The organism is Ekhidna sp., from assembly GCF_039940915.1.
GTDB lineage: Bacteria > Bacteroidota > Bacteroidia > Cytophagales > Cyclobacteriaceae > Ekhidna.
Genome location: NZ_JBDVFO010000001.1, coordinates 75,286 through 101,029 on the forward strand (window position 1 = coordinate 75,286; position 25,744 = coordinate 101,029).

Consider the following 25,744-nt stretch of genomic DNA (forward strand, 5'->3'; position numbering starts at 1 on the left):
GTCTACCTTACTAGCTCTAAAGTGTTATTGTTATCAAGCTCTTCATGCAACTTATCTCCTGGCCTTAGTCCAATAAATTCAATCTTGCAATCTGGCGCTATCTTTCTTGCTAAATCTAAGATTCGGAAAATTTTCATTTCTGGCGTAAATAGCAATGGAGCATCTTTACTTGTCATTTCTAAAATGACTTTAACTGCTCTCTTTTGTGATATGAAATATCGGGTAGCCTCAGGATGAGTTACTTTTATAGTACCTGTTTTCTTTTGCTTCTCAAAGACTTCAAAAACTGAACCACGCGCATCTTCAATATTTCCAAACCTTACTGTTCTAAAGTTTAACTCAGAATTTTTATTGGCTGACTTCCATAGTTCTTCAGCTTCCAACTTCGACTTTCCATATACACCATAAGGATTTGTAGCTTTATCAGTTGAGATAAATATAGAAGTATCTACCTGATTTTTAAGGCAAGCCTCAATTACATTTTTAGTACCTTGAACATTAGTTTTCCAGCATTCTCTCGGATTCTTCTCGGCCATTACCACGTGTTTAATAGCTGCTGCATGGATCACAATATCTAAACCACTCAGCACTTCCGATAGGCGGTCAACATCTCTTACATCTCCTAATACATAATCTAGAAATGGATAATCTTTTGAAGGAAAATCATCCATCATTTCTAACTGTTTTATTTCGTCTCTTGAGAAAACTAAAACCTTGTCTACATCCGGGTAAGTCTTTGAAATTTCTTTCGTTAGAGCCTTTCCAAGTGTACCTGTACCACCTAAAATCGCAATTTTTTTTCCTTGTAAATGAGACATTTTGTCAAAGTATAAAAGCAAATAAACAAATAGATGTTAACATAGCATTTAAAATTCGATAGATTAATCAAATGTGTGGTATCACAGGATATAAAATACGTAAGCCATCTGTGAACGGATTAGAGAATCCACTCAAAGCAGCAATTCACACATTATCCAAAAGAGGACCCGATGCACACGGAACTTTCATTCACAATACCGTTGGGCTTGGTCAAACTCGTCTATCAATCTTAGATACATCCAAAGAAGCAAATCAGCCAATGATGGACGTTTCTGGTAGGTACATAATGGTATTCAATGGAGAAATTTACAATTATGAAGATTTAAAAAAGTCGATTAATCAGACTGAATTTAAATCTTCTGGAGATACTGAAGTACTTCTGTATTTGTTGATTGAACAAGGAATCAATTGCTTATCCAAACTCAATGGCTTTTTTTCTATAGCCTTTTATGACAAAGCTGAGGAATCTCTCCTAATCGCCCGTGATAGATACGGCATCAAACCTTTACATTATTATCAGGATGATGAACAACTGATATTTGGTTCAGAAATGAAAGCGGTATTGTCTTATCCTATTAAGAAAGAAATTGACAAAAATGCTTTGTACTGGTACTTAAAACTCAATTATCTCCCCGGAAATCTTAGCATGATTGACAATGTTCAAAAATTAGAGCCGGGACATTACCTGCAAGTAGAAAAAAAGAAGGTTACAAAAAAGTGTTATTTATCTTCAGCGCAAGAAAAAGTCAATTCTTCCTACAAAGACAGCAAAAAAGAGCTTGTTTCAATTCTTGATAAATCTGTTAGAAGTCGACTCATTTCTGATGTCCCCTTAGGATCATTTCTAAGCGGAGGAACTGATTCGTCAGCAATTGTTGCATTAGCTTCTAAGTATACATCCAATTTGCAGACCTTTTCAATAGGATATAGAGATCATCCATACTTTGATGAAACATCATATGCAGAGAGTGTCGCAAAAAAGTTCAATACCAATCACACAACTTTTAAACTTACAAATGATGATCTGTTGAGTGATCTAAATGCAATCATAGAATACATTGATGAGCCATTCGCTGATTCCTCAGCTATTCCAACATATATACTTTCTAAACACACCAGAAAACACGTAACTGTAGCCCTATCAGGTGACGGTGCGGATGAACTTTTTGGCGGTTATTATAAACACCTGGCGTTATCCAAGTCTTTGGAAAATTCATTTAGCAACCTTGCTATGAAGGTAGCACATCCGATTTTTAAATCCTTGCCCAAATCAAGGTCTGGCAAGCTTTCTAACATCTTTCGGCGACTTGACAGATACAGCATGATGTTAAAGCAAGATAAGAAGGAACGCTACTGGTTTCTTGCCTCTTTGACCAATAATCCTACTCATTTACTGAAAGAAGAGAGTGGTGAATCCATTTCTGAATTTAAAGCCAAGTACATTAGTCAAATACATGACGTTAATGATTATCTGATAGTTGATCAAGAAATCGTGTTACCTGGAGATATGTTGACTAAAGTTGATTTAATGTCCATGGCCAATAGCCTGGAAGTAAGAGTACCATTCTTGGACCGGGAGGTGGTTGAGTTTGCAAGATCTCTCCCCAGCCAATACAAAATTAAAGGCAATCATCGTAAGCGCATCTTGCAAGATGCATTCAAAGATATTCTTCCTAAAGATATCTTCAACCGTCCTAAAAAAGGATTTGAAGTACCGTTATTGGATTGGATGAAAAATGAATTGCTGGTTGACTTGGACAGTACTCTTTTTAACATTCCATTTTTAGAGAGTCAACACATTTTTCAGACTTCTGAAGTGATGTCTTTGAGAAAAAAAATGTTTTCTAAAAACCCGGAAGATGTTCATGGCATCATTTGGGCATTGTTCATATTTCAGAAATGGTATTCCAAATATTTCTAAATCTTCTTCAATCTTTTCCTTGCTGAAACACTTGCGGGATGCTTCCGCTTTGCCCCTTTTTTCACTCTTTTATAATATTCCTCCGCTAACTCCAGATCCTCTTCCTTTTCTGCAATCTGTCCCAGATGCAACAAGGAGTAAAAGTAATATCCCATCTTAGTGGCTCCAGCTTCTTCCGCATACACCAATCCTCTTTTGTAAAAATCCTTAGCAGGCACATATTTTTTTCGGATTTCATTGACATGTCCCAAAAAGAAGCAAGCGTATCTACCGCTGTTAGCCTCATACCCGATCTGCGCGCTATCAATTCTATTCAATATTTCCAATGAGACTTTCTCCACTTGAGCATATCTACCTGACTGATACAGCAAGCGTGCATGATACCTATGGAAATAGGCGTTATTGGGGAATTGACTGTTCAAGTATTGACCTACCTGCAAAGCTCCTACTATGTCATTTTCCTCTGTTGCCAGTATCCGCATTAAATAATACTGAGCTTCCGTTCTTGAATAGAATGCATTTCGCGCAACTTCCTTTAGCTGCTCAATACCTTTTTTCTTATCCCCGTTAGGAAAGAAAATCATGATTGGACGGAGCAGAGGATACTCTTCCCTAATCCACTCTGCGTAATAATTGAAAAGTGCATCCCCAAATAACAGCTCTGGACTATATGTTTCATGCCCCTGACATTCTCCCAAATATTTCAATGATTTACTTCCTGAGATAGCAGCCTTCCGATACTCTCTCCTTTCAGAATAGAGTCGACCTTCAAACGCATATGCAGCTGCAAGAAAAAATGATCCTTCGATCTCGTTATAATTTTCCTGAATATTTCTGGCTAAAAATTTGGTCGTATCCATGTAAGCCAAAAATTCTTCGTCCCATTCCTGATTATTATAGTTTGGTACAATTCTCCACCAATAATTCAATCCCTTTAGCAAGTATGGAAGGGGGTGCCAGGGATATTGCTTTTGCAGGTAGTTAAAATGGCTATGGGCTTTTTCAAATTCAAAATTGTACATGGAGTTGATAGCCTCTGTTGATTCTATTTGGATGAAAGGATTGATAAGTAAGCTATACTTCGTGCTATCACCATCCGACAAACTATCCTGCCGCTGAGCAGAAGCGTTTACCGAGAATAGGATAAGGATCCATATGGTAATATTTTTAACGTTCAAATTCACTTGTACTGCACTATTTCATTTATTCAATCGCAAATCTAAATGACCAATCGTTTAGCCAAGTATAGAAAACAATTTCTTGAAGACTGGTTCAGTTTTAACGGAGTTGGAATGTTCTTCATTATATGCCTCACATACATTGCCCTACTCTTCGTTAAACGAATCTTCATTATTGATTCAATCGCAGCCTTTGAAATTTTAAACGAACGCGGGGACATTTGGGTATTTGACATCTTATACGGTATTCAATATTTAAGCGTACCTATTTTTTTATTATGGAAATGGACCTGGACTACACTCACGTTGTGGATAGGCTGCTTCATGTTTGGTTACCGGCTACACTATAATCAACTGTGGAAAATGGTCATGCTAGCAGAAATTTTCTTTTTCCTTCCCGAAATAGTTAAAGTGATTTGGTACACCATGTTTTACAATGATCCCAACTACAATGACTACATGGCCTTCTATCCATTTTCTTTAATAAATCTTGTTGATTATACACAAATAGCTCAAAAGTGGCATTACCCCCTCAAGTCAATCAATATTTTCGAAATCTTGTACTGGCCCATTTTAGTTTTGGGAGTCTATTTCCTCAGTGGAAAACGATTCAAAACCTCAACGTATATTGTAGCAAGCACATATGTACTTTTCTTTTTTGTCTGGCTATTCTTTTATGTGGCTGTTTATTAAATGATGTTAAAAAAGCCATCTGAATAAGACAAAGGACGTTTAACCAACGTATTTAGTCAAAAACATTATTCAATACCTTGCAAACCAACGAGTTATTCTAAATCTAGTGACTGCATGACCGGTTATCTTCTGGTTAATTACTAATTTCGCCTCCACATAATTTCAACTATGGGATACCAAAAAATCAATATAATCACAGGCTGGGTAGCCTTTTTAATAGCATTAGTAACCTATTGCCTGACGGTAGAGCCAACAGCAAGTTTCTGGGATGCTGGCGAATTTATTGCCTGCTCTTACAAACTAGAAGTTCCGCACCCTCCCGGAGCACCTTTTTTCTTGCTTACCGGACGCATGTTTTCAATGCTTGCTGGAGATGATGTGACACAAGTGGCTTATTGGGTAAACATGCTCAGCGTGATGAGTAGTGCATTCTTCGTTCTGTTTATTTTTTGGTCAATCACACACCTTGCTAAGCGTGTGTTAAAACTTAAAAGTGGTGAAGAAACTAGCGCTGATACCATTGTGATTATGGGGACGGGACTTGTCGGTGCATTGGCTTGTACATTTTCTGATTCTTTTTGGTTCTCGGCTGTTGAAGCAGAGGTCTATGGCATGTCTGCCTTTTTTACCTCTTTTGTTTTTTGGGCCATCCTCAAATGGGAAAACATGTCTAAGGAGCAAGATCGAGCCAGGTGGCTCATTCTCATCGCATACATGATGGGGCTATCTATTGGTGTCCACCTGCTAAATTTGGTCGCCATCCCAGTGCTTGGACTGATCGTCTACTTTAAATATTACGAAAAGGTCACTCGAAAAGGCATTATTTACACCATGGCAATTTCAGCTGCCATCGTTCTTATTGTATTGGAAGGTGTAATTCCAGGACTACCATCCATCGCCGGGAAAATTGAAATTTTCTTTGTCAATAGTTTAGGTCTGCCATTTGGGTCAGGGGTTATCTTTTTTGGTGTCTTGGTTCTAAGCGGGCTTGTTTATGGTATTCACTACTCCATCAAGCATAATAAATATGTTCTCAATACTTCGCTACTAGCCTTGGCCTTCATTTTAATTGGATACTCCTCTTATGCTATCGCCGTAATCAGAAGTAATTACAATCCGCCAATTGATGAGAACAATCCAGAAGAAATTATCTCTTTTGTTTCCTATTTGAAGAGAGAGCAATACGGAAGTAGGCCATTATTTAAAGGGCCGTACTATACTGCCCAACTAATAGAAAATAAGCAAGCTGCTCCAGTATATATGCGAGGAGATGATGAGTATGTCATTAAAGATTATAAGGTCACTCAGGTCTATGATCCGCAGCATACAACTATTCTTCCGAGAATGTATAGCTCTTCTCCAAGTCACGTCCGTAAATACAGACAGGTGACTGGTTTAAGAGAGGGAGAAAAACCAAGCTGGGGAGATAATTTTTATTACCTAATAGTTCATCAACTTGGGCATCAATATTTCAGATATTTCATGTGGAATTTCTCTGGCCGTGAGCATGATATTCAGGGAGCAGGCTGGGTTGGAATTACCGATGCTTTTGATAAGCTACCAGACGTGCTTTCAAACAATAAAGGAAGGAATATCTATTTCGGACTGCCACTTCTTTTTGGACTCTTTGGCATGTTTGTGCAGTATAAAAAAGATGTGAAGCTATTTTCCGCTACAGCATTGCTTTTCTTCATGACGGGTATTGCGATAGTACTCTATCTCAACACACCACCTATTGAGCCTAGAGAGCGAGATTATATTTATGCAGGATCTTTTTACATTTTCACGATTTGGATAGGATTCGGTGTGCTAGCACTCTATGATCTCCTTAAGAATATTTCCAAGGAAAAGAAAGTAGCTGCAGCGCTTGCCAGCATTATTGGACTTACCATTCCGGTTTTAATGGCTAGTGAAAATTGGGATGATCACGATAGATCAGACAGATACTTTTCTGTGGATGCGGCAAAGAACTACTTATCATCGGTCGCTCCAAATGGGATCATCTATACAGGTGGAGACAATGATACATTCCCGCTGTGGTATGTTCAAGAGGTTGAAGGTTTCAGAACAGATACAAGAGTGCTTGTACTGAGCTACTACAATACGGATTGGTATATACAACAGTCTGCCCGTCAGGCTTATGAATCCGCCCCGTTACCTTATGGCTTGGATATCAAGCTTTATCAACAAGGAGGAATGAATGACTACCTGCCGGTATTTGAAAGAGATGAATTGAAAGGGAATGCAATCAATGCCGAGATTTTGATGAAATTTATTTCAGAGGAAAATCCTGGACTTCAGATTCAAGCCAATAGTTACACTACTTATAATTCTGTGCCTGCCTCAACACTCTTTCTGGATATCGACAAAGAAAAAGTGAGAGGCATAGTGCCTGAGGACATGCAAGATCGAATTGTTGATCGCATGATCTTAAGAATTAAAGGACGTGGACTTGAAAAGAAAGATTTAGCATTTCTAGACCTCTTAATCAACTCGAATTGGGAAAGACCGATCTATCTTAACAATACCTCAATCGCGCAAATGAATATTGACCTCAGTCAATATGTTGTGCAAGAAGGCATGGCCTATCGAGTGGTCCCAGTTAAAAATGAAAACGCTAGAGCGGGATCTTATCCTGTTAATACAGAGGTGATGTATGACAATGTGATGAATAAGTTCACATGGACAAACCTGAATGATCCAAGCGTTTATTATACAGAAGACTATAAAGGCTTTGTATTAAACTCGCGATCCACGTTTAACACACTTGCGGAAAACCTGATAGAAGAAGGTGATTATGCTCGAGCTGCAGAGGTACTGAAGAAGTGTCTTGAAGTAATGCCGAATGAGGCTGTTCCATATGATATTTTCAGTATGCAACAGGTAGATATGCTCTTGAAAGTCGGAGAACCTGAGCTTGCTGACCATATCGCACAGACAACCTCGAATTCCGCATCTCAATGGCTAGACTATTATTTTACGATAGATGGTGTAGATCCCAATGAGTTGCAGAGACAACTCCTATCACTAAATGAGGTTGCTCGCGCATACCGAGCTAGTGATGATAGGGAAAAAGCTGCATACTACGAAGAGCTATTCAATAGGTACTACTCTCAGCTGCAGGACAGGTAGCACTAACAAAGAACTCAATAACTAAGAAAACCTTCAACACATGTTGGAGGTTTTATATTTTATCAATTTGAAAGGGTTATAGAAAAGGAGATTAACGCTTTAAAAACTTATAGGCTTTCTTAAATCGCTTTGCTTCATTCTTCACTATTAAGAAATAATAGCCGGTGGCTAAATCTTTCACCTGGATTTTATACTTACCGTTCCCCACCTCTTCGGGCTTGATCTGAAGTTTGTTTCCGATCATTGAATTAAGCTCAAACTCCGTATTGTCAAAATCACCTTCAATCTGAATCATGATGAATTCAACTGCTGGGTTTGGATAAATGCTTATCCGAGCTTCTTGCGCTGTATTACCACCCTCTTGGGCGAGACCTGCTAGACTAAGAGCAAGAGCGAACGTCAGTATGGTAAGTTTATTGCGCATTGTTGTTATACAAATTACGCATTTTTTTTCTTATTGTTCGGAGTGACCTTGAAATATTAATCGTTAATTAACGTTAAGGAGGCTTGTTCGCATAGGATTTTTCATAGAAATAATTGATTTAACCCAATTCAGGGCAAATTTCAAAATTGATCGATTTTTTCTTACAATTGATCTAATAATAAAAATCCCGTCACATTTACGCTCAAAGCATAAGAATTTATTTCAGATAATAGTATCATTGAATACTCAATTAAAAGTAACCACCAATGAAACTCTCACTTGCCGCTTTCACCATTCTGATCTCTTTCCATATCTCATTCAGCCAAACAAAAATCCAATTTGGGGAAATTGATGAGAAATTTTTCTCGATGACGCATTGTCCTTTTGATTCTTCTGCAGGCGCATTTGTCATTGAAGATTATGGTTTTTCCAGTCTTAACGCTGCATACAACCTTGATTTTCAATATCACGGAGTAATAAAAATCCTTAGCAAGGATGAACTTGATCGGGCAAGTATCAAAATAAGACATTCCAATGACAGCCGTATTACAAAATTTAAGGCATCCACTTATAATTATGAAGATGGAAAAGTCGTAGAGTCAAGCATCAAAAAAAGTGATGCCATCATCGAAAAAATCAATGACAACACAAATAGCTTCAATTTCAACCTTCCAAATGTGAGAGAAGGTTCAATCATAGAATATACATATAGTGTAACAAGCGGAAGTTTAACAAGCCTCAAAACGTGGTATTTCCAATCTTCTATCCCGGCAATTAAAAGCCAGTATGAAGTGATGGTGCCCAACTATTTTCAATACGAAAGAATGCTGCAGGGATATCATCCACTCGCTAAGGGTGAAGTCACCCAAAAATACAGTGCCATAAATGGTCAGAGAGTTCCATTTCAGCATCACAATTACATAGCACTAAATGTTCCTGCGTTTAAAACAGAGCCTTACATAACTACTACATCAGATTATATTTCTAAAATAGATTTTGAGCTTAAAAAGTACCAGTTTCCGAATGAAACTGAAAAAGTGTATTTACCAAAAGACTATGCAGCACTTGCCAAAAAGATGTACGAATCAGAATACTGGCATGGGAATATTACAAAATCAAAATTCACTAAAGATGCCGTTGAAGTCCTCAAGGTCACATCTAATTCCAAAGCGGCCTTAGCTGAGAGCATATTTTACTATGTGAGAGATAATTTCACAGAGAATTATGATAATAAATACCCCTCGCTCAAAAAGGTATTTTCAGAAAAAAAAGGCACCGGCGGTGACATCAATATGGTCTTGGCAGCTATGCTCAATGAAGCTGGATTTGATGTAAACCTGGTAAGAATAAGTACAAGGAGTCATGGAAAAATCAATCCACATGTTCCAATTGCTCGTCAATTTAACTTTACAATCGTCAAAGTAATCGTCGACGAATCCGAACGACTTCTGGATGCTTCTGACAAGAATACTCCTTATGAAGCTTTGCCTAAATATTGCCTTAACGGAAAGGGACTAGTTATAGCCCCGACTGAACAATGGGTGGCATTAAAACCCTTCGCATCCAATGGCACTACTTACAGTGGGAATTTTGAAGTTACCGAAGAAGGTATTTTGAATGGCAATGTGACTATCAGAAGAATGGGGTATAGAGCATGGAGATTTAAGGATGATGTTGAAGATGATGGAATAGAAGATTATAAGAATTCTTTCTACTCCAATAATGAAACCTGGAACATCAATAATCATGAATTGGGCGAACTCAAGGAAGGCTATCAACTTGATGAAAAAATAGAAGCTGAAATAGAAGATAAAGTTGATGATCTAGGAGATGTCATGTATTTGAATCCAATCATTGTTGGACAAATAACTGATAACCCATTTAAGACAGAAAAAAGAAAATATCCAGTTGATTATGGAGCTCCCTTCACCAATACATACATTATGAAATTCAGATTAGCAAAGGGACTCGAAGTAGATGAACTTCCACAACCAAAAAGCATTAAACTTCCAAACAACTCCGGCAAACTGCTTTATAGTGCCTCCTTCATGAACGGGGAAATAACGATAACAAATCGAATTCAAATTAGTAAAAGTGAATTCTCCTCTTCTGAATATGCTTTCCTGAGAGAATTCTACGCACTGATTGTTGAAAAACATGGGGAACAAATTGTACTTAGAAGACCATGAAATTATTCATCATACCGCTTCTCTTGATATCTTTTTCTGTAAAGTCGCAGGATTACTCAATAAGTAAAATCCCAGAAGAACTTACCAAAAATGCTGATGCAGTCGTTCGTTTCAGTGAAGGTGAATTCGAGATACTTTCAATCGACAAGGCGAAGTATCGGACAAGAGCAGTTATTACAATCTTGAATAAGGATGGCAATCACAATGCATTAATCTCTGAAAACTATGACAAGCTTATTTCATTAAAAGATTTTCAAGTTTCCAAGTATGATGCAAACGGCAAAAAAGTATATAAAGCCAAAAATTCTGATTTCGTTGATCAAGCGATTACTTCTGAGGTAAATTCATATGATGATAGTAGGATCAGAGGAATTGATCTCCGCCAGGAGACTTTTCCGTACACCATTGAATATGAATATGAATTAATATTTAAGTACTTGTATTTCATTCCTAGATGGTATTTCCATTCAAGCAAGCGTGAGACTGTCGAGTATTCGAAATATAGAATCATTAGCCCCCCAGAATTAGAACCAAGGTACCTAAGCAAAAACACTTCAGAACCTGTTGAATCTAAGGAGGGAGAGAAAGTGGTCTGGACATGGGAGAGAAAGAATCTAGCATCAGTAAATCCTGAGCTATATGGACCCTCTTTCTATGATATTGCCCCACACATCATTGCCTCACCTTCAAAATTTGAATTTGATGGTTATCGAGGAGATCTTTCAACTTGGGATGGTTTCGCTAAATGGCAAAATGTATTAAATCAAGGTCGTGGTGAATTGCCCATTGAGACGATCAATCATATTAAAGAACTCACCGAAGGGTTGGGTGATCGTGAGAAAATCAAAACCGTGTATGAATACCTGCAATCAAAAACCAGGTATGTCAGTATTCAGCTGGGCATCGGTGGGTTTCAACCTTTCCCTGCAAAATTTGTAGATGAAGTAGGCTATGGAGACTGTAAGGCCTTAAGCTTTTATACCAAATCTTTATTGGAAGAAGTAGGAGTAACGTCTAATTACACCATTGTCTATGGTGGAAATAATCCCCCTAAAATCAATAAAGATTTCCCGAGTCCTTCTTATTTCAACCACGTGATCTTGAGTGTTCCAATGCAGGAAGATACCATTTGGCTAGAATGTACCAGTCAAACAAAACCATTTGGTTATCTGGGCACCTTCACAAGTGACCGTGATGTTTTTGTTGTAACCGATGAAGGAGGCAGCATAGTCCGCACACCGAAGTATGAGCTTGAGAGCAATAAGCGGATATCAAAGGTGCATGTAAAAATAGATGATGTAGGGAATGGCCTTGTGTCAATTGACAACAGGTATGAAGGTTTGGAGTATGAATACGGTAATCTGAATTTTTATGTCAACTCTAGCACAGACCGACAGAAAAAGTGGGTTGAAAACTCCATCGATATTCCTTCTTTTTCCATTGAATCTTTTGAGTTTGCTAACAACAAAGACTTGCTTCCGAGCATTGATTTCTCCGCTTCTTTGATTGTAAATAAGCTCGTAAGCAAATCAGGAACTCGCTTTTTTTTACAGCCCAACATTATCAATAAAAATAGATGGATCCCGAATAAAGATGAGAACCGTACGCAATCCATCTATGAAGATCATGGATATTGGGAAATTGACACTATCACTTATGAACTGCCCGAACAGCACGTAGTTGAGGCTTTTTTCGAACCCATTGAAATAATCTCTGAATTTGGTGAGTATACTGCTGCTATTAAAGCAACTGAGGATGGGGATATTTCCTACATCAGAACTTTTAAGCAATTTGATGGGATATTCCCTAATACCTCCTATCAGGACTATATTGACTTTCATAAGAAAATTGTTCGAGCAGATAAGAAAAGGATCTCCTTTAAAAAGAAGACCTAGCTACTTGTAAGCGATCTAGCCGCGTGCGGTATAAAGTCAATGATATCGGAGGCTTGTATCCATTGCGTTTGTAACACGCGAATTGCTTCATCTCCTGCTAAACCATGTAGGTATACGGCCAGCCTAAGTGCATCAAATGGTGCTAGCCCTTGAGCCAACATAGCTCCTACCATTCCTGTGAGTACATCACCACTGCCCGCAGTAGCCAGTCCAGGATTGCCTGTTGGATTGAAATGAATTTCACCTGCACTATTGCACATCGCTGAGTATGCCCCTTTTAAAACAACGTTAAAACCACGGTTTGAACAAAAAATTTTGAGTTTATCCAGTTTTTCAAAATCATGCCTCCACTCTCCGACCAACCGCTTGAACTCCCCTGGGTGCGGAGTTAGAATTGACTCCTTAGGCAGAGATTGAATTAAGTCATTATGCTGAGAAAGCATATTTATCCCATCCGCATCAATCACTACCGGTCTCTCATAGCTAGTTAAAAAATTCTTGATGGCAATGACAGTTTCCCTCTTCGTCTCCAACCCTGGGCCTATTGCTATTGAATCGGTCGTTTGAGGAAGGGAATGAACATAATTCTCACCCTTATCGGCGGAGACCATTGCTTCAGGGATGCTTACCTGTAAAATATCGACACCACATGCCGGGGCATGTACATTGACTAACCCAGCTCCTGCTTTAAACGCAGCTCTGGCACATAGAACAGCCGCTCCCATTTTTCCTTTACTCCCCGCGACTATCATTAACCTACCAACTTGACTTTTATGTGTAAAAGTTGATCTTTCGGGAACCAATGCGCGCATATGGCGACCCTCAGATACATGGAAAACAGTCGTCTGATTTTGAATGAAGTTCTGATCTAGTCCTATATCAACAACACGCCATCTACCAATGTATTTTTCACAGTCTGGCAGGAAAAAGCTCAGTTTTGGCGTCTGGAAAGAAATGGTAAAATCTGCCTCAAAAGCTAAAGCCTCCTCTGGCAACGGAGCATCCGCAAAAAGCCCTGAAGAAATATCAATAGCTATTCGTTGAGCATTTTGTTGGTTTAGAAACTCTATCAGTTCACTATGAATGCCATCCACTGGTCGAGAAAGTCCTGAACCAAAAAGTCCATCAATTATAATTGAACTGTCAGAAATTACAGGAAAATCTTCAGCATCATTGATCTTCTCAAAAAAAGACAACCTCCCTAAGTTGGTTTTAAAATCTGAACTCCCGTTTTCCGTATCGCCAATCACAAAAACAGCAACTTCCCAACTTTTTTCAATAAGAAGTCGAGCGATAGCTAGTCCATCGCCACCATTATTACCTGTTCCGCAAAAAATAGAAACCTTATTTTTCTCCGGATGTAGACTCAGGAATTTTGTTACAAAAGCCTGACAAGCACGTTCCATCAAATCAATGGATGTGATTGGCTCATGTTTAATTGTGAATTGATCTGCGTCTCGAATCTGTTTTGAGCTAAGTATTTTCATATCGGCTAGCGATCTACTTCTCCCATGTTAATATCCATGGAACCTAAAATGGCAAATAAATCTGCCAACATACAACCTTTGCTTATCTCAGCAATTACTGAAAGGTTACTCAAACTGGGAGACCTTGCCTTGCATCTCAATGGTTGATCTGCTCTGCCATCAGTTCTAAAAAAGAAACCCAGCTCTCCTTTTGGATTTTCGGCTCTCACATAGTAATCCTGTTCCTTAGGTCTTATTTTTTTGGGCACCATGGCTCTTGGATCGAATTCTTTAGTGCGCTTGTGTTCACCCAACAGTTTTTCCACACATTGTTCAATGATTTTCATAGACTCCCAGCACTCTTGATACCGTACCCAATTTCGATCCCAGCAATCTCCAACTGTGCCTACTTGACCGGTGCCTACGGGAATGTCAAAATCAATCTCTGGATAGACACTATATCCATCTACTTTCCTTAGGTCAAACTTTAGTCCAGAACCCCTTAGCATTGGCCCATTGATGCCGTAGTTGATTGCCAGATCAGCGGGAAGCACACCAATGTTTGCTGTACGTTCTATGAAAATTTTATTGTTGACAAGGAGTGTTTCTGTGTCTTTCAATTTTGGTTTGAGATAGTCCACAAATTCTTTGGCTCGTTCTTCGAAACCAACTGGCAAGTCATAATACAAGCCACCTACCCATATATAGTTATACAGCATCCGTGCTCCGCTTGCCCATTCCAACATGCGGAGGATATGCTCTCGATCACGCATCATCCACAAAAAAGGTGTAAACGCTCCGATATCCATGCCATATGTGCCAATAGCGATGAAGTGGGAAGCAATCCTATTCAACTCCGCAACCAGTACCCGAACATATTCCACGCGCTTAGGGATTTCTTTTTCAATCCCAAGCATTCGTTCAACACCCATCACAAATGCCCATTCATTGTTCATGGCTGCCACATAATCCATCCGATCGGTATAGGGGATCGTTTGATTAAAAGCCAAAGACTCAGCATGTTTTTCAAAGCATCTGTGCAAGTAACCCATGTGTGGAATCACATCTACCACTATCTCACCATTCGTCACCACTTCCAATCGCAGCACTCCATGAGTAGAAGGATGTTGCGGCCCCAAGTTGATGATCATTTCCTCGGTCTTGAGGTCTGCTTCTTTGTACTTGAGCGGTTCTGATCTCTGCAACGGAGAATCACCAATGTCCAATTGAGAGCTCATATCAATGGAAAATTGAAAGTGGATAATTTATAATACTGACCGTCATACTTTTCTCGATTTTGAACTCTTGATTATTGAAATAAGTAATCGCTTTCAATTCCTCTGATTTGGATATCAAGTCACCAACTTCATCAGAAATATTGGAATCCTGCATCAACCTTAGCCAATAATGCGTTTCATGAGCTTCTTTATTTGCAATGGAAAGTTTATGGATGAAATCAGCTTTTGATTCAGCTTGCTGAGCTTCCTCCGATAAAGCGCCAATTGCAGTCCCACTTCTCAAGACTTGCTTTGATAGAATAAATTCTTTTTGCTCAGATTGAATTTTTCTTGAAAACTTCACAATCAACAAAGCAAATTCATAGCTCTTATCTAGAAGAGGGTTGTGCTTTTTGCCTTCAATCAATTCCCCCATTATTCATTTTCACTTTTCCATTTAACAACTACATCATGATACTTTTCCTGCGCTACATAGTCTTTCCTTAATGGGTAACCTTCCCAATCGCTGGGCAGCAGAATTCTTCTAAGATCAGGGTGATTATTGAAATGAATCCCCAATAGGTCGTATGTCTCGCGTTCAAGCCAATCTGCCGTCTTCCAAATATCAGAAACAGAATCAATCTTAGGATTTTTTCTAGGCAACTCAACCTTCAGCATCAGGTGAAGATCAAAAGGAATGCTGTACAAACTATAGATAATCTCCATTGAGTCTTTTTCTTCCCCATTGTCCAGTCCGGTCAAGCAAGAAAGAGAATCAAAGTAGGTTGTATCATGCGTGTGCAGAAAGTCACAAACCTTGTGAATTGAATCCAAACCAATCATCAATGCCTTTGGAGTAGATGTCTCATCCTCTCCCATGACAGATCCAGGCAGGTTTTGTTCTATCAAAGATTTAATTTCTTCAAACTGCATTTTTCTTCATGATTTTTTCCAGGGCCTTTGGCCTCAAAACAGACTCAGTTCGTATCTTCTCTTGAAGCTTTAGAAAACCTCCAATTAGCGCTTCTGGTCTTGGTGGACAGCCTGGTACGTACACATCTACCGGAATCACCCGATCCACTCCTTTCACCACATGGTAGCCATGTTCCCAATAAGGCCCCCCACAATTGGAGCATGAACCCATGGAAATTACGTATCTCGGCTCAGCCATCTGTTCATAAAGTCTTTTTATGCGATCCGCCATTTTGAAGGTCACCGTTCCAGAAACGATCATCACATCTGCCTGTCTGGGGGAGTTTCTTGGAATCACCCCAAAGCGATCCAAATCATAGGCTGAAGATGCCGTGGACATAAATTCAATGGCACAACACGCCAAACCAAAACCAACCGGCCATAGACTACTCAGTCGTGCCCAGTTTAATAAATCATCAAGTTTTGAAACAATGACTCCTCCTTCACCTGTTTTTAACCCTGCTATTGTTTGTTCTTTTGAGCTCATCTATATCTACTGTATGCGCTGGATGGAATTCGTGATTTATAATCCGGTGCTTTTGGCTTTGGTCGTACCCACTCCAACATGCCTTTGGCCCACACATATGCCAGTCCAACCAATAAAATGCCAATGAAGATAAAGACCTCTATCATTGAAAATTTGCTCCACAGCCCATCAGTTTGTGCCACTAAGTTTTCATCGCCAAAAACGCTTGCCCACGGAAATAAGAATATGAGTTCCGCTTCGAAAAGTAAAAAGATTAATGCGACAATGTAAAACCGAACATTGAATTGTCCCCATGCTGAACCTGCTGGCTCCTCGCCAGATTCGTAGGTGGTTTGCTTCTCTGGAGTGGGATCATTAGGTCTAAGGATTCTCCCTATCAGAAGAGTCACTAATAAAAAGCTAATTCCTCCAATAAAAAAAAGCAGAACTGTTCCAAATCCACTAATTTCTAACATGATGGGAAATTACACGGAATCTGTGAGATATCTAACTTCGAGAGTTGAATTCAGCAATCAAAATTTCAGTGGATCAAGGTGCTTGAAGTGACCATTCTGCTTAATTCGCTCTTGTGCATTTTGTGCCCGCTCCAGAGCGGGAAGTAAATGTTCTAAGTGTTTGATTGAATAATCTAATCGCTCATTCTCTTCTGACATTTTTAATAATGCATACTCTTCTTCAGGTTTTAGTCCAATCTTATGCCCAATATCAAACACCGAAGAAATCGTGGAAATATCTGGAGCATCTGTTTCTCCAAGCCAAACGAACAATTTTGCCACCATTTCTTTAAACTCATAGAGCTTATTTAAATCTGTAGATTCATCACTCACTGGCAGATATTCGACCTTCCCCCCTGCGTAATCAAAATCACCCCACGGATTCCAGAATTCATCAACATTGAAAATACTCAACGCTTTAGTTTTAATATCCATTCGACCATCTTCGTAGGTCTTGGTCACCTCAACGATCTCTACCTCAGTGCCCAACTCGATCTTATTGAGAATGAAAGCTGGTATTCCAAAGGTAGACTTGCTGGATAGACAATCATTGATAAGCGATTTGTACCGCGGCTCAAAAATGTGAAGGTTCACCGCCTCGCCAGGAAACGCGACAATACTCAACGGAAAAAGAGCTAATTCTCTCATAATTGAAAAAAACTCTGATCTACGAAAATAGTTTGGTACTTTCGATCATTCATGAAGATCATTCGAATAAGCAAAGGTAAAGCAGTGAATCTACCGATTCGATTTTTGGGTGCACTTCTCATGGTAGTCATTACAGTAAAACTTGTAGACTGGCTCCCTGAGCCCTGGTCAATTGTCAGTGCAATCGCAATCGCTACTTTCCTACCCGCACTATGGTTTGCCACCAATGTTATCATCATCGATGCGGAAAAAAAAACCATTTATGATGGCATTTGGACAATGGGGCGCAAACTCAGCAAACCAGTAAAATACGAGGCGATTGAAAAGATTTTCATCAATAAAGTCAAAACCAAACAGACCATGTATTCGCTTTCCAACAAGCAGAACATAATCGCTAATCACGAGTATCGGGCTTATTTAAAACTGGTGAGTGGTGAGAAGTTTTTTTTACTTAGTCATCCGCTAGAAGAGCGCATTGAAGAAAAAGTGACAAAAATCAAGAAGAAGCTTGATATAAATTGAATAAAAAAATTCCTTTCGATGGTTAGCTTTGCTGCACCCAAAAATTCAACATGGCAAAATTTCATACCCTAAGCGTAAAAGAACTTACAAGACCAACGGAGGAATCTGTGGCAGTCACCTTCGAAATTCCGGAAGAACTCAGAGAAGAATTTTCTTTCATCCAAGGTCAGCACTTGACATTGAAAAAAGATATCAATGGTGAGGACACCAGACGCTCCTATTCTATTTGCTCATGTCCCATCGATGAAACTTTGACTGTGGCTATTAAGAAATTGGAAGGCGGCACTTTTTCAACTTATGCAAATGATGAAATGAAAGTAGGTGATGAGCTTGAAGTAATGCCTCCTCACGGCCACTTCTATGTCCCACTGGATCCTGCAAATGCCGAGTCTTATGTAGCTTTTGCTAGTGGAAGTGGGATTACTCCCATCCTTTCGATCATAGAAACCACATTAAGAACGGAACCAGAAAGTGAATTCAAGCTCTTTTATGGAAATAGTCGAGCCAGCACAATCATCTTCCAGGAAAAGTTAGAAGCACTAAAGAATAGATACATGGATCGATTTAGCTTGTATCACATCTTAAGCAAGGAGCGACAGGAATCAGATTTGTTCAATGGACGAATAGAAGCAGAAAAAATTCGGTCTTATGCCAAGTTATTCTTCGATCCGGAAAGTGTGGATCATTATTTCACTTGTGGGCCGGAAGAAATGATGCTGGCAGTACAAAATGAGCTCAAAAACCTAGGCGTACCAGAAGATCGAATTCACTTAGAACTTTTCACTTCGCCAGTGGGCAAGTTAGGAGGCAAAGCCAAAGAAGTAAAACATGTAAAAGCCACTGCTGAAATCACGGTAGTTTTAGACGGCAACAGCATGACCTTTCCGTACGACTCTGATAAGTCAATTTTGGATGTTGCCTTTGATAATGGTGCTGATCTTCCGTATGCATGCAAAGGAGGCGTTTGCAGTACGTGTGTGTGTAAGGTAGAAGAAGGTGAGGTAACAATGGATGTGAACTATGCGCTTGAACCAGACGAACTGGAAAGAGGTTTAGTACTTAGCTGTCAATCCTATCCGAAGACGGAAAAAGTGAAATTGAGTTTTGACGTTTGATTAAAAGAAAAAAGTGAATAGTTATAACGAAGTAATTCAAATCAATTCTACTAAATAACTGGTTTAGTAATCAACTAATTAACTTTAACCCATGGACATTAAGAGTTTAGAAGATCGATTTAATAGCAAGATAGATGAAGACATTCGCATCGAGCCGAAAGACTGGATGCCTGAAAACTATCGAAAGACATTGATTCGTCAGATTTCACAACACGCACACTCTGAAATAGTGGGCATGTTGCCTGAAGCAAATTGGATTACACGCGCCCCTTCTCTTAGAAGAAAAGCTGCACTTTTAGCCAAAGTTCAGGATGAAGCTGGACATGGTCTGTACCTTTATAGTGCTTGTGAGACTTTAGGTGTGGAACGAGACCAACTATTGCGGGATCTCCACTCTGGAAAAGCCAAATATTCATCCATTTTCAACTATCCAACCATTACCTGGGCAGACATGGGTGCAATAGGATGGCTAGTAGATGGCGCTGCTATCATGAATCAAGTCCCACTTTGCCGAGCTTCTTATGGGCCCTATGCGCGTGCTATGGTGAGGGTATGCAAAGAAGAATCATTTCACCAACGACAGGGGTTTGAAATACTGTTGACGCTATGCCGAGGCTCTGAAGAACAAAAGAAAATGGCACAAGATGCACTCAATAGATGGTGGTGGCCTTCACTAATGATGTTTGGCCCAACGGATGAAGCATCTACTCACACGGAGCAATCCATGCGATGGGGAATCAAGCGATTCACGAATGACGAATTGCGTCAAAAGTTTGTTGACGCCACAAAGCCACAAGCTGACCTTTTAGGAATTACCATACCGGATAAAGATCTCAAATGGAATGAAGAAAGAGGTCACCATGATTTTGGCGCGATCAATTGGGAAGAGTTTTTCAATGTGATCAAAGGAAACGGACCATGCAACAAAGAGCGATTAGATGCACGAAGAAATGCCTATGATAATGGTGCGTGGGTAAGAGAAGCAGCCGCTGCACATGCTGAGAAAAAATCGAAGCGTCAAGAAGCAGCATAAATTAAAGACAACACTAAATCTAAACTCATGAAAAATTGGCCACTATGGGAAATCTTCATTCGAAGCAAAGCGGGGTTGAACCACAAACATGTGGGGAGTCTGCATGCCTCTGATGAAGAGATGGCAATCCAAAACGCAAGGGACGTTTATACTCGAAGGAATGAAGGTGTCAGCATCTGGGTAGTGAAATCAGAACACATTGCTGCTTCTGATCCTGACGATTCCGATCCACTATATGAACCCGCAAAAGATAAAGTGTATCGTCACCCCACTTTTTACGATTTGCCAGACGAAGTAAAGCATATGTGATTAAAGTGATCAGTTGATTAGTAATACGTGATCAGGACTGATTGCGCAAGCTAGTTAACTTATCAAAACTGATTACGAATTAACGAATGACTGATTTAAATAAATACAACTATGTTCTGCAACATGCAGACAACTGTCTAATTCTAGGTCAACGCTTAGGTGAGTGGTGTGGTCACGGCCCTATTTTGGAGCAAGATATTGCAATGACCAACATCAGTCTCGACTTGATTGGACAGGCAAGGATGTGGTACCAATATGCTGCTGAGATTCAAGGCGAGGGCAAATCTGAAGACGACATTGCCTACTTGAGAGATGCGTGGGGATATCGCAACGCATTGCTGGTTGAACAACCAAACGGTGATTTCGCAAAAACAATTTTCCGTCAATTTCTATACGATACATACAGCTGCTTCTTCTACGAAGCGTTAATGAGTAGCTCGGATGAGCACTTGGCTGCTATAGCGGCAAAATCTCACAAAGAGGCTTTGTATCACATTAAGTGGAGTGGTGATTGGGTAATTAGGCTCGGAGATGGCATAGAAGAAAGTCACAATCGTATGAAGACAGCAATAGAAGAGTTGTGGTCTTATGCCGGTGAGCTAACCAAGCCCAACGAAACAGAAGCTAAGGCGCTTGAAGAAGGATATGGTGTCGATTTGATGGCATTGAAAGAGAAGCGAGACGCCAAGATCAAAGAAGTGCTGAACGAGGCTACTCTTGAATTTCCTGAAAGCACGTATGCACACGAAGGAGGGAAAGATGGACGTCATTCAGAACACCTGGGCTATATCCTGGCAGATCTTCAATTTTTGCAACGTACTTATCCAGGTTTAGAGTGGTAGCTTTTAGTTGATTAGTGAGTTAACGGTAAAATGCTATTTCACTAATTAACTATTTAACCAATCACTAAAAACGTGAAAGCCGAAATATCAAATAACTTTCTCCTGCACGCCACGAGAGTTCCATCCCTTCATCATGAGATGAAAACACTTGATTTGGGGCATCTTACCTATGTAGATAGCGGCCTATCCTGCGATACCTTCAACATCGTTTATATCAATCATCCAGACTTAAAAAAGGAGGAGTTGACCCAAGTGCTGAATCACTTCCAATCACATGACCTGAAATACTGCATTTGGATAAACAAAGAAAACCTGAGTTCAAACATTCAGATGCTGTTCAATGAACTCAACATTGAACAACAAGCGAGTGAAGTAGGCATGGCTATGCAGTTTGAACACTATCAATACGTAGAAAATATAAATCATCTAAACATCAGACAGGTCAATGATCGGGAATCCCTGGCAATCTACTCTCGTGTCATAGCAGAGAATTGGTCGCCTGCAGATCAGAATGTAGTTAACTACTACAACCGGACAGCAAAGTACTACCTTGATCCTAACAATAACATCGAGCTGTACATATACTATCACGAAGACAAGCCTGTCTCATGTGTGGAGTTGTTTCCAACCAATTCTGACACAGTCGGGTTTTATGGATTTGCTACACTGGAAGCTTACAGAGGAATGGGTATTGGAACTACACTGCTCACTTTCGCATTAAATAAGGCAAAGGAAATAGGATATAAAAACGGAATCCTACAGGGAACAGCAGACGGACTGAATATTTACAAAAAGTTCGGATTTAAGGACTATTCCACATATTATGAATTTGTGTGATGACAATAGATAAAGACCATATTCTCGAATTGCTACAAAACGTGACAGATCCTGAAATACCTGTGATTTCAGTGATGGACTTAGGAATCGTGCGTGATGTCATCGTTGAAGGGGATGCATTAGAGATAGTCATCACTCCTACTTATTCTGGTTGTCCCGCAATGATGGAAATTGAAAAAGAAATCAACAACGCATTGAAAAAAGATGGGATCACATCGTTCAAAATAACCACAGTGTTATCCCCGGCATGGACTACAGAATGGATGACGGATGAAGGTAAGCGCAAGCTGAAAGAATACGGTATCGCTCCTCCCAACCCGACTAATCCCGAGGATATTGAATGTCCACAATGTGGTTCTAAAAACACACAACTGGTAAGTGAATTTGGATCCACCGCTTGCAAATCACTCTTCAAATGCAATGACTGTCTGGAGCCCTTCGATTACTTCAAGTGCCATTGAGGAGTAGTTAATTAGTGATCAGTTAATTAGTAATTTTTGATTACCGCCAATCACTTACTAACTAGACATCCAACTATGACACTAACTGATCTCGAGATCTGGAAAAAGTCCAGAATCTTTCGGAATGAAATATCTACGCTATCAAAAAAAATTCCCAGCTCATGAAAAGTATAAACTTGTTGATCAAATAATTAGGTCATCGAGATCCGTAACCGCTAATATTGCAGAAGGTCATGGTAGGTTTCATTATCAAGAAAATATTCAGTTTTGCAGAATTGCCAGAGGAAGTCTTCTTGAAACATTTGATCATCTAACAGTCGCGCTTGATGAAAACTACATTCAACAAGATATCTTTGAGGAACTTGTTTCCAAGAATGAAGAGTTAAGTAAAATGATGAACGGATACATCAATTATTTAAAGAATCGAAAAAAAGAAAACTAAATCCTCATATCACTAATCAACTGATTAACTCAATGTCACTAATAACAACCAAAAAAGACAATCTCGGCATCCTCACCTTCAACCGTCCGGATGTCTTCAATAGCTTCAATAAGGAACTAGCATTGGCGGTTCAAGAAGCCCTTGATGCTTACGCAAACGACCCAGAGGTGAGAGCAATCATGCTTACCGGAAATGGCAAAGCATTTTGTGCAGGACAAGATTTGCAGGAAGCCATCGCTGATAATGGGCTGGAAATCGAGCAAATTGTTGATGAGCACTACAACCCAATTATTAAACAGCTTAGAAGTATTGAGAAACCGATAATCGCCGCAGTAAATGGCGTTGCAGCTGGAGCAGGTGCCAATATTGCCTTAGCGTGTGATGTGGTAGTAGCCACAGAATCAGCATCTTTCATCCAAGCATTCAGCAAAATAGGATTGGTTCCGGACAGTGGTGGCACTTTTACTCTTCCGCGTATCATCGGGTTTGGTAAAGCTTCAGCACTAATGATGTTAGGAGACAAGGTTTCGGCAACCGAAGCAGAGCGAATTGGCATGATCTACAAAGTAGTTAGTGATGAAGCTTTCATTAATGAGGCCGAAGGAATCGCCCAAAAACTGGCGAAAATGCCAACCAAAGGACTTGCTTATACCAAGCACTTGTTAAATCAGTCTTTTATTTCTAACCTGGATCAGCAACTGGAACTAGAGAAAGAATGGCAATTCAAAGCCACGGAAACACATGATTACAAGGAGGGTGTAAATGCTTTTATTGAAAAAAGAAAACCAGAATTTAAAGGAGAGTAATGCCAAAATTAAGTGTGATAGGAGCCGGTACCATGGGTACCGGAATAGCCCAAGTAGCTGCGACGGCAGGCTGGGAAGTAGTCATCAGCGATACCAACAGTGAGATTCTAGAGAAATCCTCTACAAGTCTTGTCAAAGTGATGATCCGCCTGGTTGAGAAAGGTAAAATCGATCAGGATACTGCAGATAAAATTCTTGGACGAATTGATTTCACCGGAGATCAGCAATATTTCGAAAATTCCGACTTGGTGATTGAAGCAATTGTCGAAAATCTGGATATCAAACAAAAAGTTTTCGCTACGGTTGAAAAAATTGTACGTGAAGATACCATCATCGCGTCCAATACAAGCTCGCTTTCACTCGCATCAATCGGAGCTTCTTTAGAAAACCCTTCACGTTTTGTTGGTATTCATTTTTTCAACCCTGCACCGTTGATGCCACTGGTTGAAATTATCCCAGCTGTGCAAACCGCAGTAGAAACTACCAAGCAAGCAAAAGACTGGGTGGATAGCTGGAAAAAATTGACTGTTTTGGCTAAAGACACTCCTGGATTTATTGTGAATCGAGTGGCTCGTCCATTCTACAGCGAATCTTTGCGGATGTATGAAGAAGGGATTGCTGACTTTGCTACCATCGATTGGGCCATGAAAGAGCTAGGTGGGTTCCGCATGGGACCGTTCGAATTGATGGACTTCATTGGCAATGACATTAACTATACGGTAACTGAGACGGTATTTCAATCCTTCTTTTATGATCCTAGGTATAAGCCTTCTTTCACCCAGAAACGAATGTCAGAAGCGGGTTTTCTTGGACGAAAATCAGGCAAGGGTTATTATGACTATGCTGAGGGGGCCATTAAGCCTGAGCCAATCAAAGATGAAAAACTAGGTAATGAAATATTGGATCGTGCGTTAGTCATGCTAATCAATGAAGCTGCAGATGCTTTATTCCTGAATATCGCTAGTAGAGAGGATATTGATACCGCCATGACTAAAGGAGTAAACTACCCGAAAGGTTTGTTGAAATGGGCTGATGAAAAAGGGATCGACTGGTGTGTGAAAAAACTTAATGCGCTGTACGAAGAATATGGAGAAGACAGATATAGATGCAGTCCACTGTTGAGAAGGATGAAAAAGGAAAATCAAAGATTTTATTGATGATTAGTAGCTTAGTTAAACAGTTGGTTGATTGGTGTAAGTCTCACAAACAAGCCTCAATTAACCAACGACTAGATGCTTCCTTCGTCAGCATGACAATCCAGAATTATATTTAGCATGTCATTCTGAGCCTGTCTGCTGACAAAGGCAGGCACGGCGAAGAATTTCATAAAAAAAGAAAATGGAATCAACCGCAAAAAAAATAGTATCTGAGATGATGGCCAAAGACACCTTTAGCCGATGGCTCGGTGTAGAGGTTTTGGAAGTAAAAGAAGGGTTTGCACAGATCAAAATGACAGTACGCAATGAAATGTTAAATGGTCACCTTGTGGCACACGGAGGGATCTCATTTTCGTTAGCAGATTCTGCTTTTGCTTTTGCTTCTAATTCTCACGGTCAAAAAGCAGTCTCCATTGAGACATCCATCAATCACATCAAACCCATTTTTGAAGGAGACGAACTCATCGCTACAGCGGAAAAAGAAAACATATCCAGAAGTCTCGGTCAATACATTGTGAGAGTTACGCGAAACAATGAATTGGTAGGATTGTTTAAAGGAGTGGTTTTTAGAAAAGAAGAGAATTGGGATATTATTTAAATAGAAAACAGTCAATTAGTGAACTAGTAAATCAGTAATAAAAAAACCAATCAACTGAATAACTAGTTACCAATTTACCAATCACTA

At 39.7% G+C, this 25,744-nt stretch carries 26 protein-coding genes; 16 read left to right on the plus strand and 10 right to left on the minus strand.

Features of this window, described 5'->3' with window-relative positions; translation table 11 throughout:
- Positions 1-2: 2 nt before the first annotated feature.
- The gene (locus ABJF57_RS00335) at positions 3-818 is read right to left on the minus strand and encodes a polysaccharide biosynthesis protein (protein WP_462235595.1); all 816 of its coding nucleotides are present in this window, start codon (positions 816-818) and stop codon (positions 3-5) included.
- 71 nt (positions 819-889) lie between these two features.
- Between ABJF57_RS00335 and asnB the strand changes: the two genes are divergently transcribed.
- On the plus strand, positions 890-2,740 hold the full coding sequence (asnB, locus tag ABJF57_RS00340; RefSeq protein WP_462235594.1) for an asparagine synthase (glutamine-hydrolyzing): 1,851 nt from the start codon (positions 890-892) through the stop codon (positions 2,738-2,740).
- Here the strand turns inward: asnB and ABJF57_RS00345 are convergent.
- Positions 2,737-3,924, minus strand: a complete 1,188-nt coding sequence (locus ABJF57_RS00345) for a tetratricopeptide repeat protein (RefSeq protein WP_462235593.1) — start codon at positions 3,922-3,924, stop codon at positions 2,737-2,739. The two genes, asnB and ABJF57_RS00345, sit on opposite strands and share 4 nt — an antisense overlap.
- 39 nt (positions 3,925-3,963) lie before the next feature.
- Between ABJF57_RS00345 and ABJF57_RS00350 the strand changes: the two genes are divergently transcribed.
- Both ABJF57_RS00350 and ABJF57_RS00355 read left to right on the plus strand, forming a co-directional pair.
- Positions 3,964-4,611, plus strand: coding sequence for a hypothetical protein (locus tag ABJF57_RS00350; protein WP_462235591.1), 648 nt, complete (start codon positions 3,964-3,966; stop codon positions 4,609-4,611).
- Between the two features lie 168 nt (positions 4,612-4,779).
- On the plus strand, positions 4,780-7,743 hold the full coding sequence (locus tag ABJF57_RS00355; RefSeq protein WP_462235589.1) for a protein O-mannosyl-transferase family: 2,964 nt from the start codon (positions 4,780-4,782) through the stop codon (positions 7,741-7,743).
- Between the two features lie 91 nt (positions 7,744-7,834).
- On the opposite strand, the gene ABJF57_RS00360 is transcribed toward ABJF57_RS00355, so the two are convergent.
- Positions 7,835-8,167 (minus strand): T9SS type A sorting domain-containing protein, encoded by a 333-nt coding sequence (locus ABJF57_RS00360; RefSeq protein ID WP_462235587.1) that lies wholly within the window; start codon positions 8,165-8,167, stop codon positions 7,835-7,837.
- Between the two features lie 266 nt (positions 8,168-8,433).
- Between ABJF57_RS00360 and ABJF57_RS00365 the strand changes: the two genes are divergently transcribed.
- Both ABJF57_RS00365 and ABJF57_RS00370 read left to right on the plus strand, forming a co-directional pair.
- Complete coding sequence (locus ABJF57_RS00365) at positions 8,434-10,356, plus strand: DUF3857 domain-containing protein (RefSeq protein WP_462235586.1); 1,923 nt, start codon at positions 8,434-8,436, stop codon at positions 10,354-10,356.
- A complete protein-coding gene (locus ABJF57_RS00370) occupies positions 10,353-12,251 on the plus strand; it encodes a DUF3857 domain-containing protein (RefSeq protein ID WP_462235584.1) in 1,899 nt (632 codons plus the stop codon). The genes ABJF57_RS00365 and ABJF57_RS00370 overlap by 4 nt, the downstream gene beginning before the upstream one ends.
- Here ABJF57_RS00370 and ABJF57_RS00375 read toward each other — a convergent pair.
- The 7 genes from ABJF57_RS00375 to ABJF57_RS00405 are packed head-to-tail and all read right to left on the minus strand — an operon-like array spanning position 12,248 to position 17,535.
- The gene (locus ABJF57_RS00375) at positions 12,248-13,738 is read right to left on the minus strand and encodes an NAD(P)H-hydrate dehydratase (protein WP_462235582.1); all 1,491 of its coding nucleotides are present in this window, start codon (positions 13,736-13,738) and stop codon (positions 12,248-12,250) included. The genes ABJF57_RS00370 and ABJF57_RS00375 overlap by 4 nt on opposite strands.
- Before the next feature lie 5 nt (positions 13,739-13,743).
- On the minus strand, positions 13,744-14,955 hold the full coding sequence (locus ABJF57_RS00380) for an NADH-quinone oxidoreductase subunit D (RefSeq protein ID WP_462235580.1): 1,212 nt from the start codon (positions 14,953-14,955) through the stop codon (positions 13,744-13,746).
- Position 14,956: 1 nt separating this feature from the next.
- Positions 14,957-15,370 (minus strand): four helix bundle protein, encoded by a 414-nt coding sequence (locus ABJF57_RS00385; protein WP_462235578.1) that lies wholly within the window; start codon positions 15,368-15,370, stop codon positions 14,957-14,959.
- Positions 15,370-15,867 carry an NADH-quinone oxidoreductase subunit C gene (locus tag ABJF57_RS00390; RefSeq protein ID WP_462235576.1) on the minus strand — a complete coding sequence of 166 codons (498 nt, stop codon included), beginning with the start codon at positions 15,865-15,867 and terminating at the stop codon, positions 15,370-15,372. Before ABJF57_RS00390 ends, ABJF57_RS00385 begins: the two co-directional genes overlap by 1 nt.
- Positions 15,857-16,393 (minus strand): NADH-quinone oxidoreductase subunit B, encoded by a 537-nt coding sequence (locus tag ABJF57_RS00395; RefSeq protein ID WP_462235574.1) that lies wholly within the window; start codon positions 16,391-16,393, stop codon positions 15,857-15,859. Before ABJF57_RS00395 ends, ABJF57_RS00390 begins: the two co-directional genes overlap by 11 nt.
- The gene (locus ABJF57_RS00400) at positions 16,390-16,848 is read right to left on the minus strand and encodes an NADH-quinone oxidoreductase subunit A (protein WP_462235572.1); all 459 of its coding nucleotides are present in this window, start codon (positions 16,846-16,848) and stop codon (positions 16,390-16,392) included. Before ABJF57_RS00400 ends, ABJF57_RS00395 begins: the two co-directional genes overlap by 4 nt.
- A gap of 57 nt (positions 16,849-16,905) precedes the next feature.
- Complete coding sequence (locus tag ABJF57_RS00405; RefSeq protein ID WP_462235571.1) at positions 16,906-17,535, minus strand: LON peptidase substrate-binding domain-containing protein; 630 nt, start codon at positions 17,533-17,535, stop codon at positions 16,906-16,908.
- Between the two features lie 51 nt (positions 17,536-17,586).
- On the opposite strand from ABJF57_RS00405, the gene ABJF57_RS00410 reads away from it, so the two are divergent.
- From ABJF57_RS00410 to ABJF57_RS00460, 11 genes are all read left to right on the plus strand, one after another.
- Positions 17,587-18,057: a hypothetical protein gene (locus ABJF57_RS00410; RefSeq protein ID WP_462235568.1), complete on the plus strand. Its 471-nt coding sequence runs from the start codon at positions 17,587-17,589 to the stop codon at positions 18,055-18,057.
- A 50-nt stretch (positions 18,058-18,107) separates the two neighbouring features.
- Positions 18,108-19,172, plus strand: a complete 1,065-nt coding sequence (gene paaE, locus ABJF57_RS00415; protein WP_462235566.1) for a 1,2-phenylacetyl-CoA epoxidase subunit PaaE — start codon at positions 18,108-18,110, stop codon at positions 19,170-19,172.
- A gap of 91 nt (positions 19,173-19,263) precedes the next feature.
- Positions 19,264-20,205, plus strand: coding sequence for a 1,2-phenylacetyl-CoA epoxidase subunit PaaA (gene paaA / locus ABJF57_RS00420; RefSeq protein ID WP_462235564.1), 942 nt, complete (start codon positions 19,264-19,266; stop codon positions 20,203-20,205).
- Positions 20,206-20,232: 27 nt separating this feature from the next.
- Complete coding sequence (paaB, locus tag ABJF57_RS00425; RefSeq protein WP_462235562.1) at positions 20,233-20,514, plus strand: 1,2-phenylacetyl-CoA epoxidase subunit PaaB; 282 nt, start codon at positions 20,233-20,235, stop codon at positions 20,512-20,514.
- A gap of 86 nt (positions 20,515-20,600) precedes the next feature.
- Positions 20,601-21,356, plus strand: a complete 756-nt coding sequence (gene paaC / locus ABJF57_RS00430) for a 1,2-phenylacetyl-CoA epoxidase subunit PaaC (RefSeq protein ID WP_462235560.1) — start codon at positions 20,601-20,603, stop codon at positions 21,354-21,356.
- A 72-nt stretch (positions 21,357-21,428) separates the two neighbouring features.
- The gene (locus tag ABJF57_RS00435; protein WP_462235558.1) at positions 21,429-22,193 is read left to right on the plus strand and encodes a GNAT family N-acetyltransferase; all 765 of its coding nucleotides are present in this window, start codon (positions 21,429-21,431) and stop codon (positions 22,191-22,193) included.
- Positions 22,193-22,654, plus strand: a complete 462-nt coding sequence (paaD, locus tag ABJF57_RS00440) for a 1,2-phenylacetyl-CoA epoxidase subunit PaaD (protein WP_462235556.1) — start codon at positions 22,193-22,195, stop codon at positions 22,652-22,654. Before ABJF57_RS00435 ends, paaD begins: the two co-directional genes overlap by 1 nt.
- Before the next feature lie 124 nt (positions 22,655-22,778).
- Entirely contained in the window at positions 22,779-23,096 is a 318-nt protein-coding gene (locus ABJF57_RS00445; RefSeq protein ID WP_462235554.1) for a four helix bundle protein, read from the plus strand.
- Positions 23,097-23,128: 32 nt separating this feature from the next.
- Entirely contained in the window at positions 23,129-23,902 is a 774-nt protein-coding gene (locus ABJF57_RS00450; RefSeq protein ID WP_462235553.1) for an enoyl-CoA hydratase-related protein, read from the plus strand.
- Positions 23,902-25,059 (plus strand): 3-hydroxyacyl-CoA dehydrogenase NAD-binding domain-containing protein, encoded by a 1,158-nt coding sequence (locus ABJF57_RS00455; RefSeq protein WP_462235551.1) that lies wholly within the window; start codon positions 23,902-23,904, stop codon positions 25,057-25,059. Before ABJF57_RS00450 ends, ABJF57_RS00455 begins: the two co-directional genes overlap by 1 nt.
- A gap of 181 nt (positions 25,060-25,240) precedes the next feature.
- Positions 25,241-25,657, plus strand: a complete 417-nt coding sequence (locus tag ABJF57_RS00460) for a hotdog fold thioesterase (RefSeq protein ID WP_462235549.1) — start codon at positions 25,241-25,243, stop codon at positions 25,655-25,657.
- Positions 25,658-25,744 lie beyond the last annotated feature (87 nt).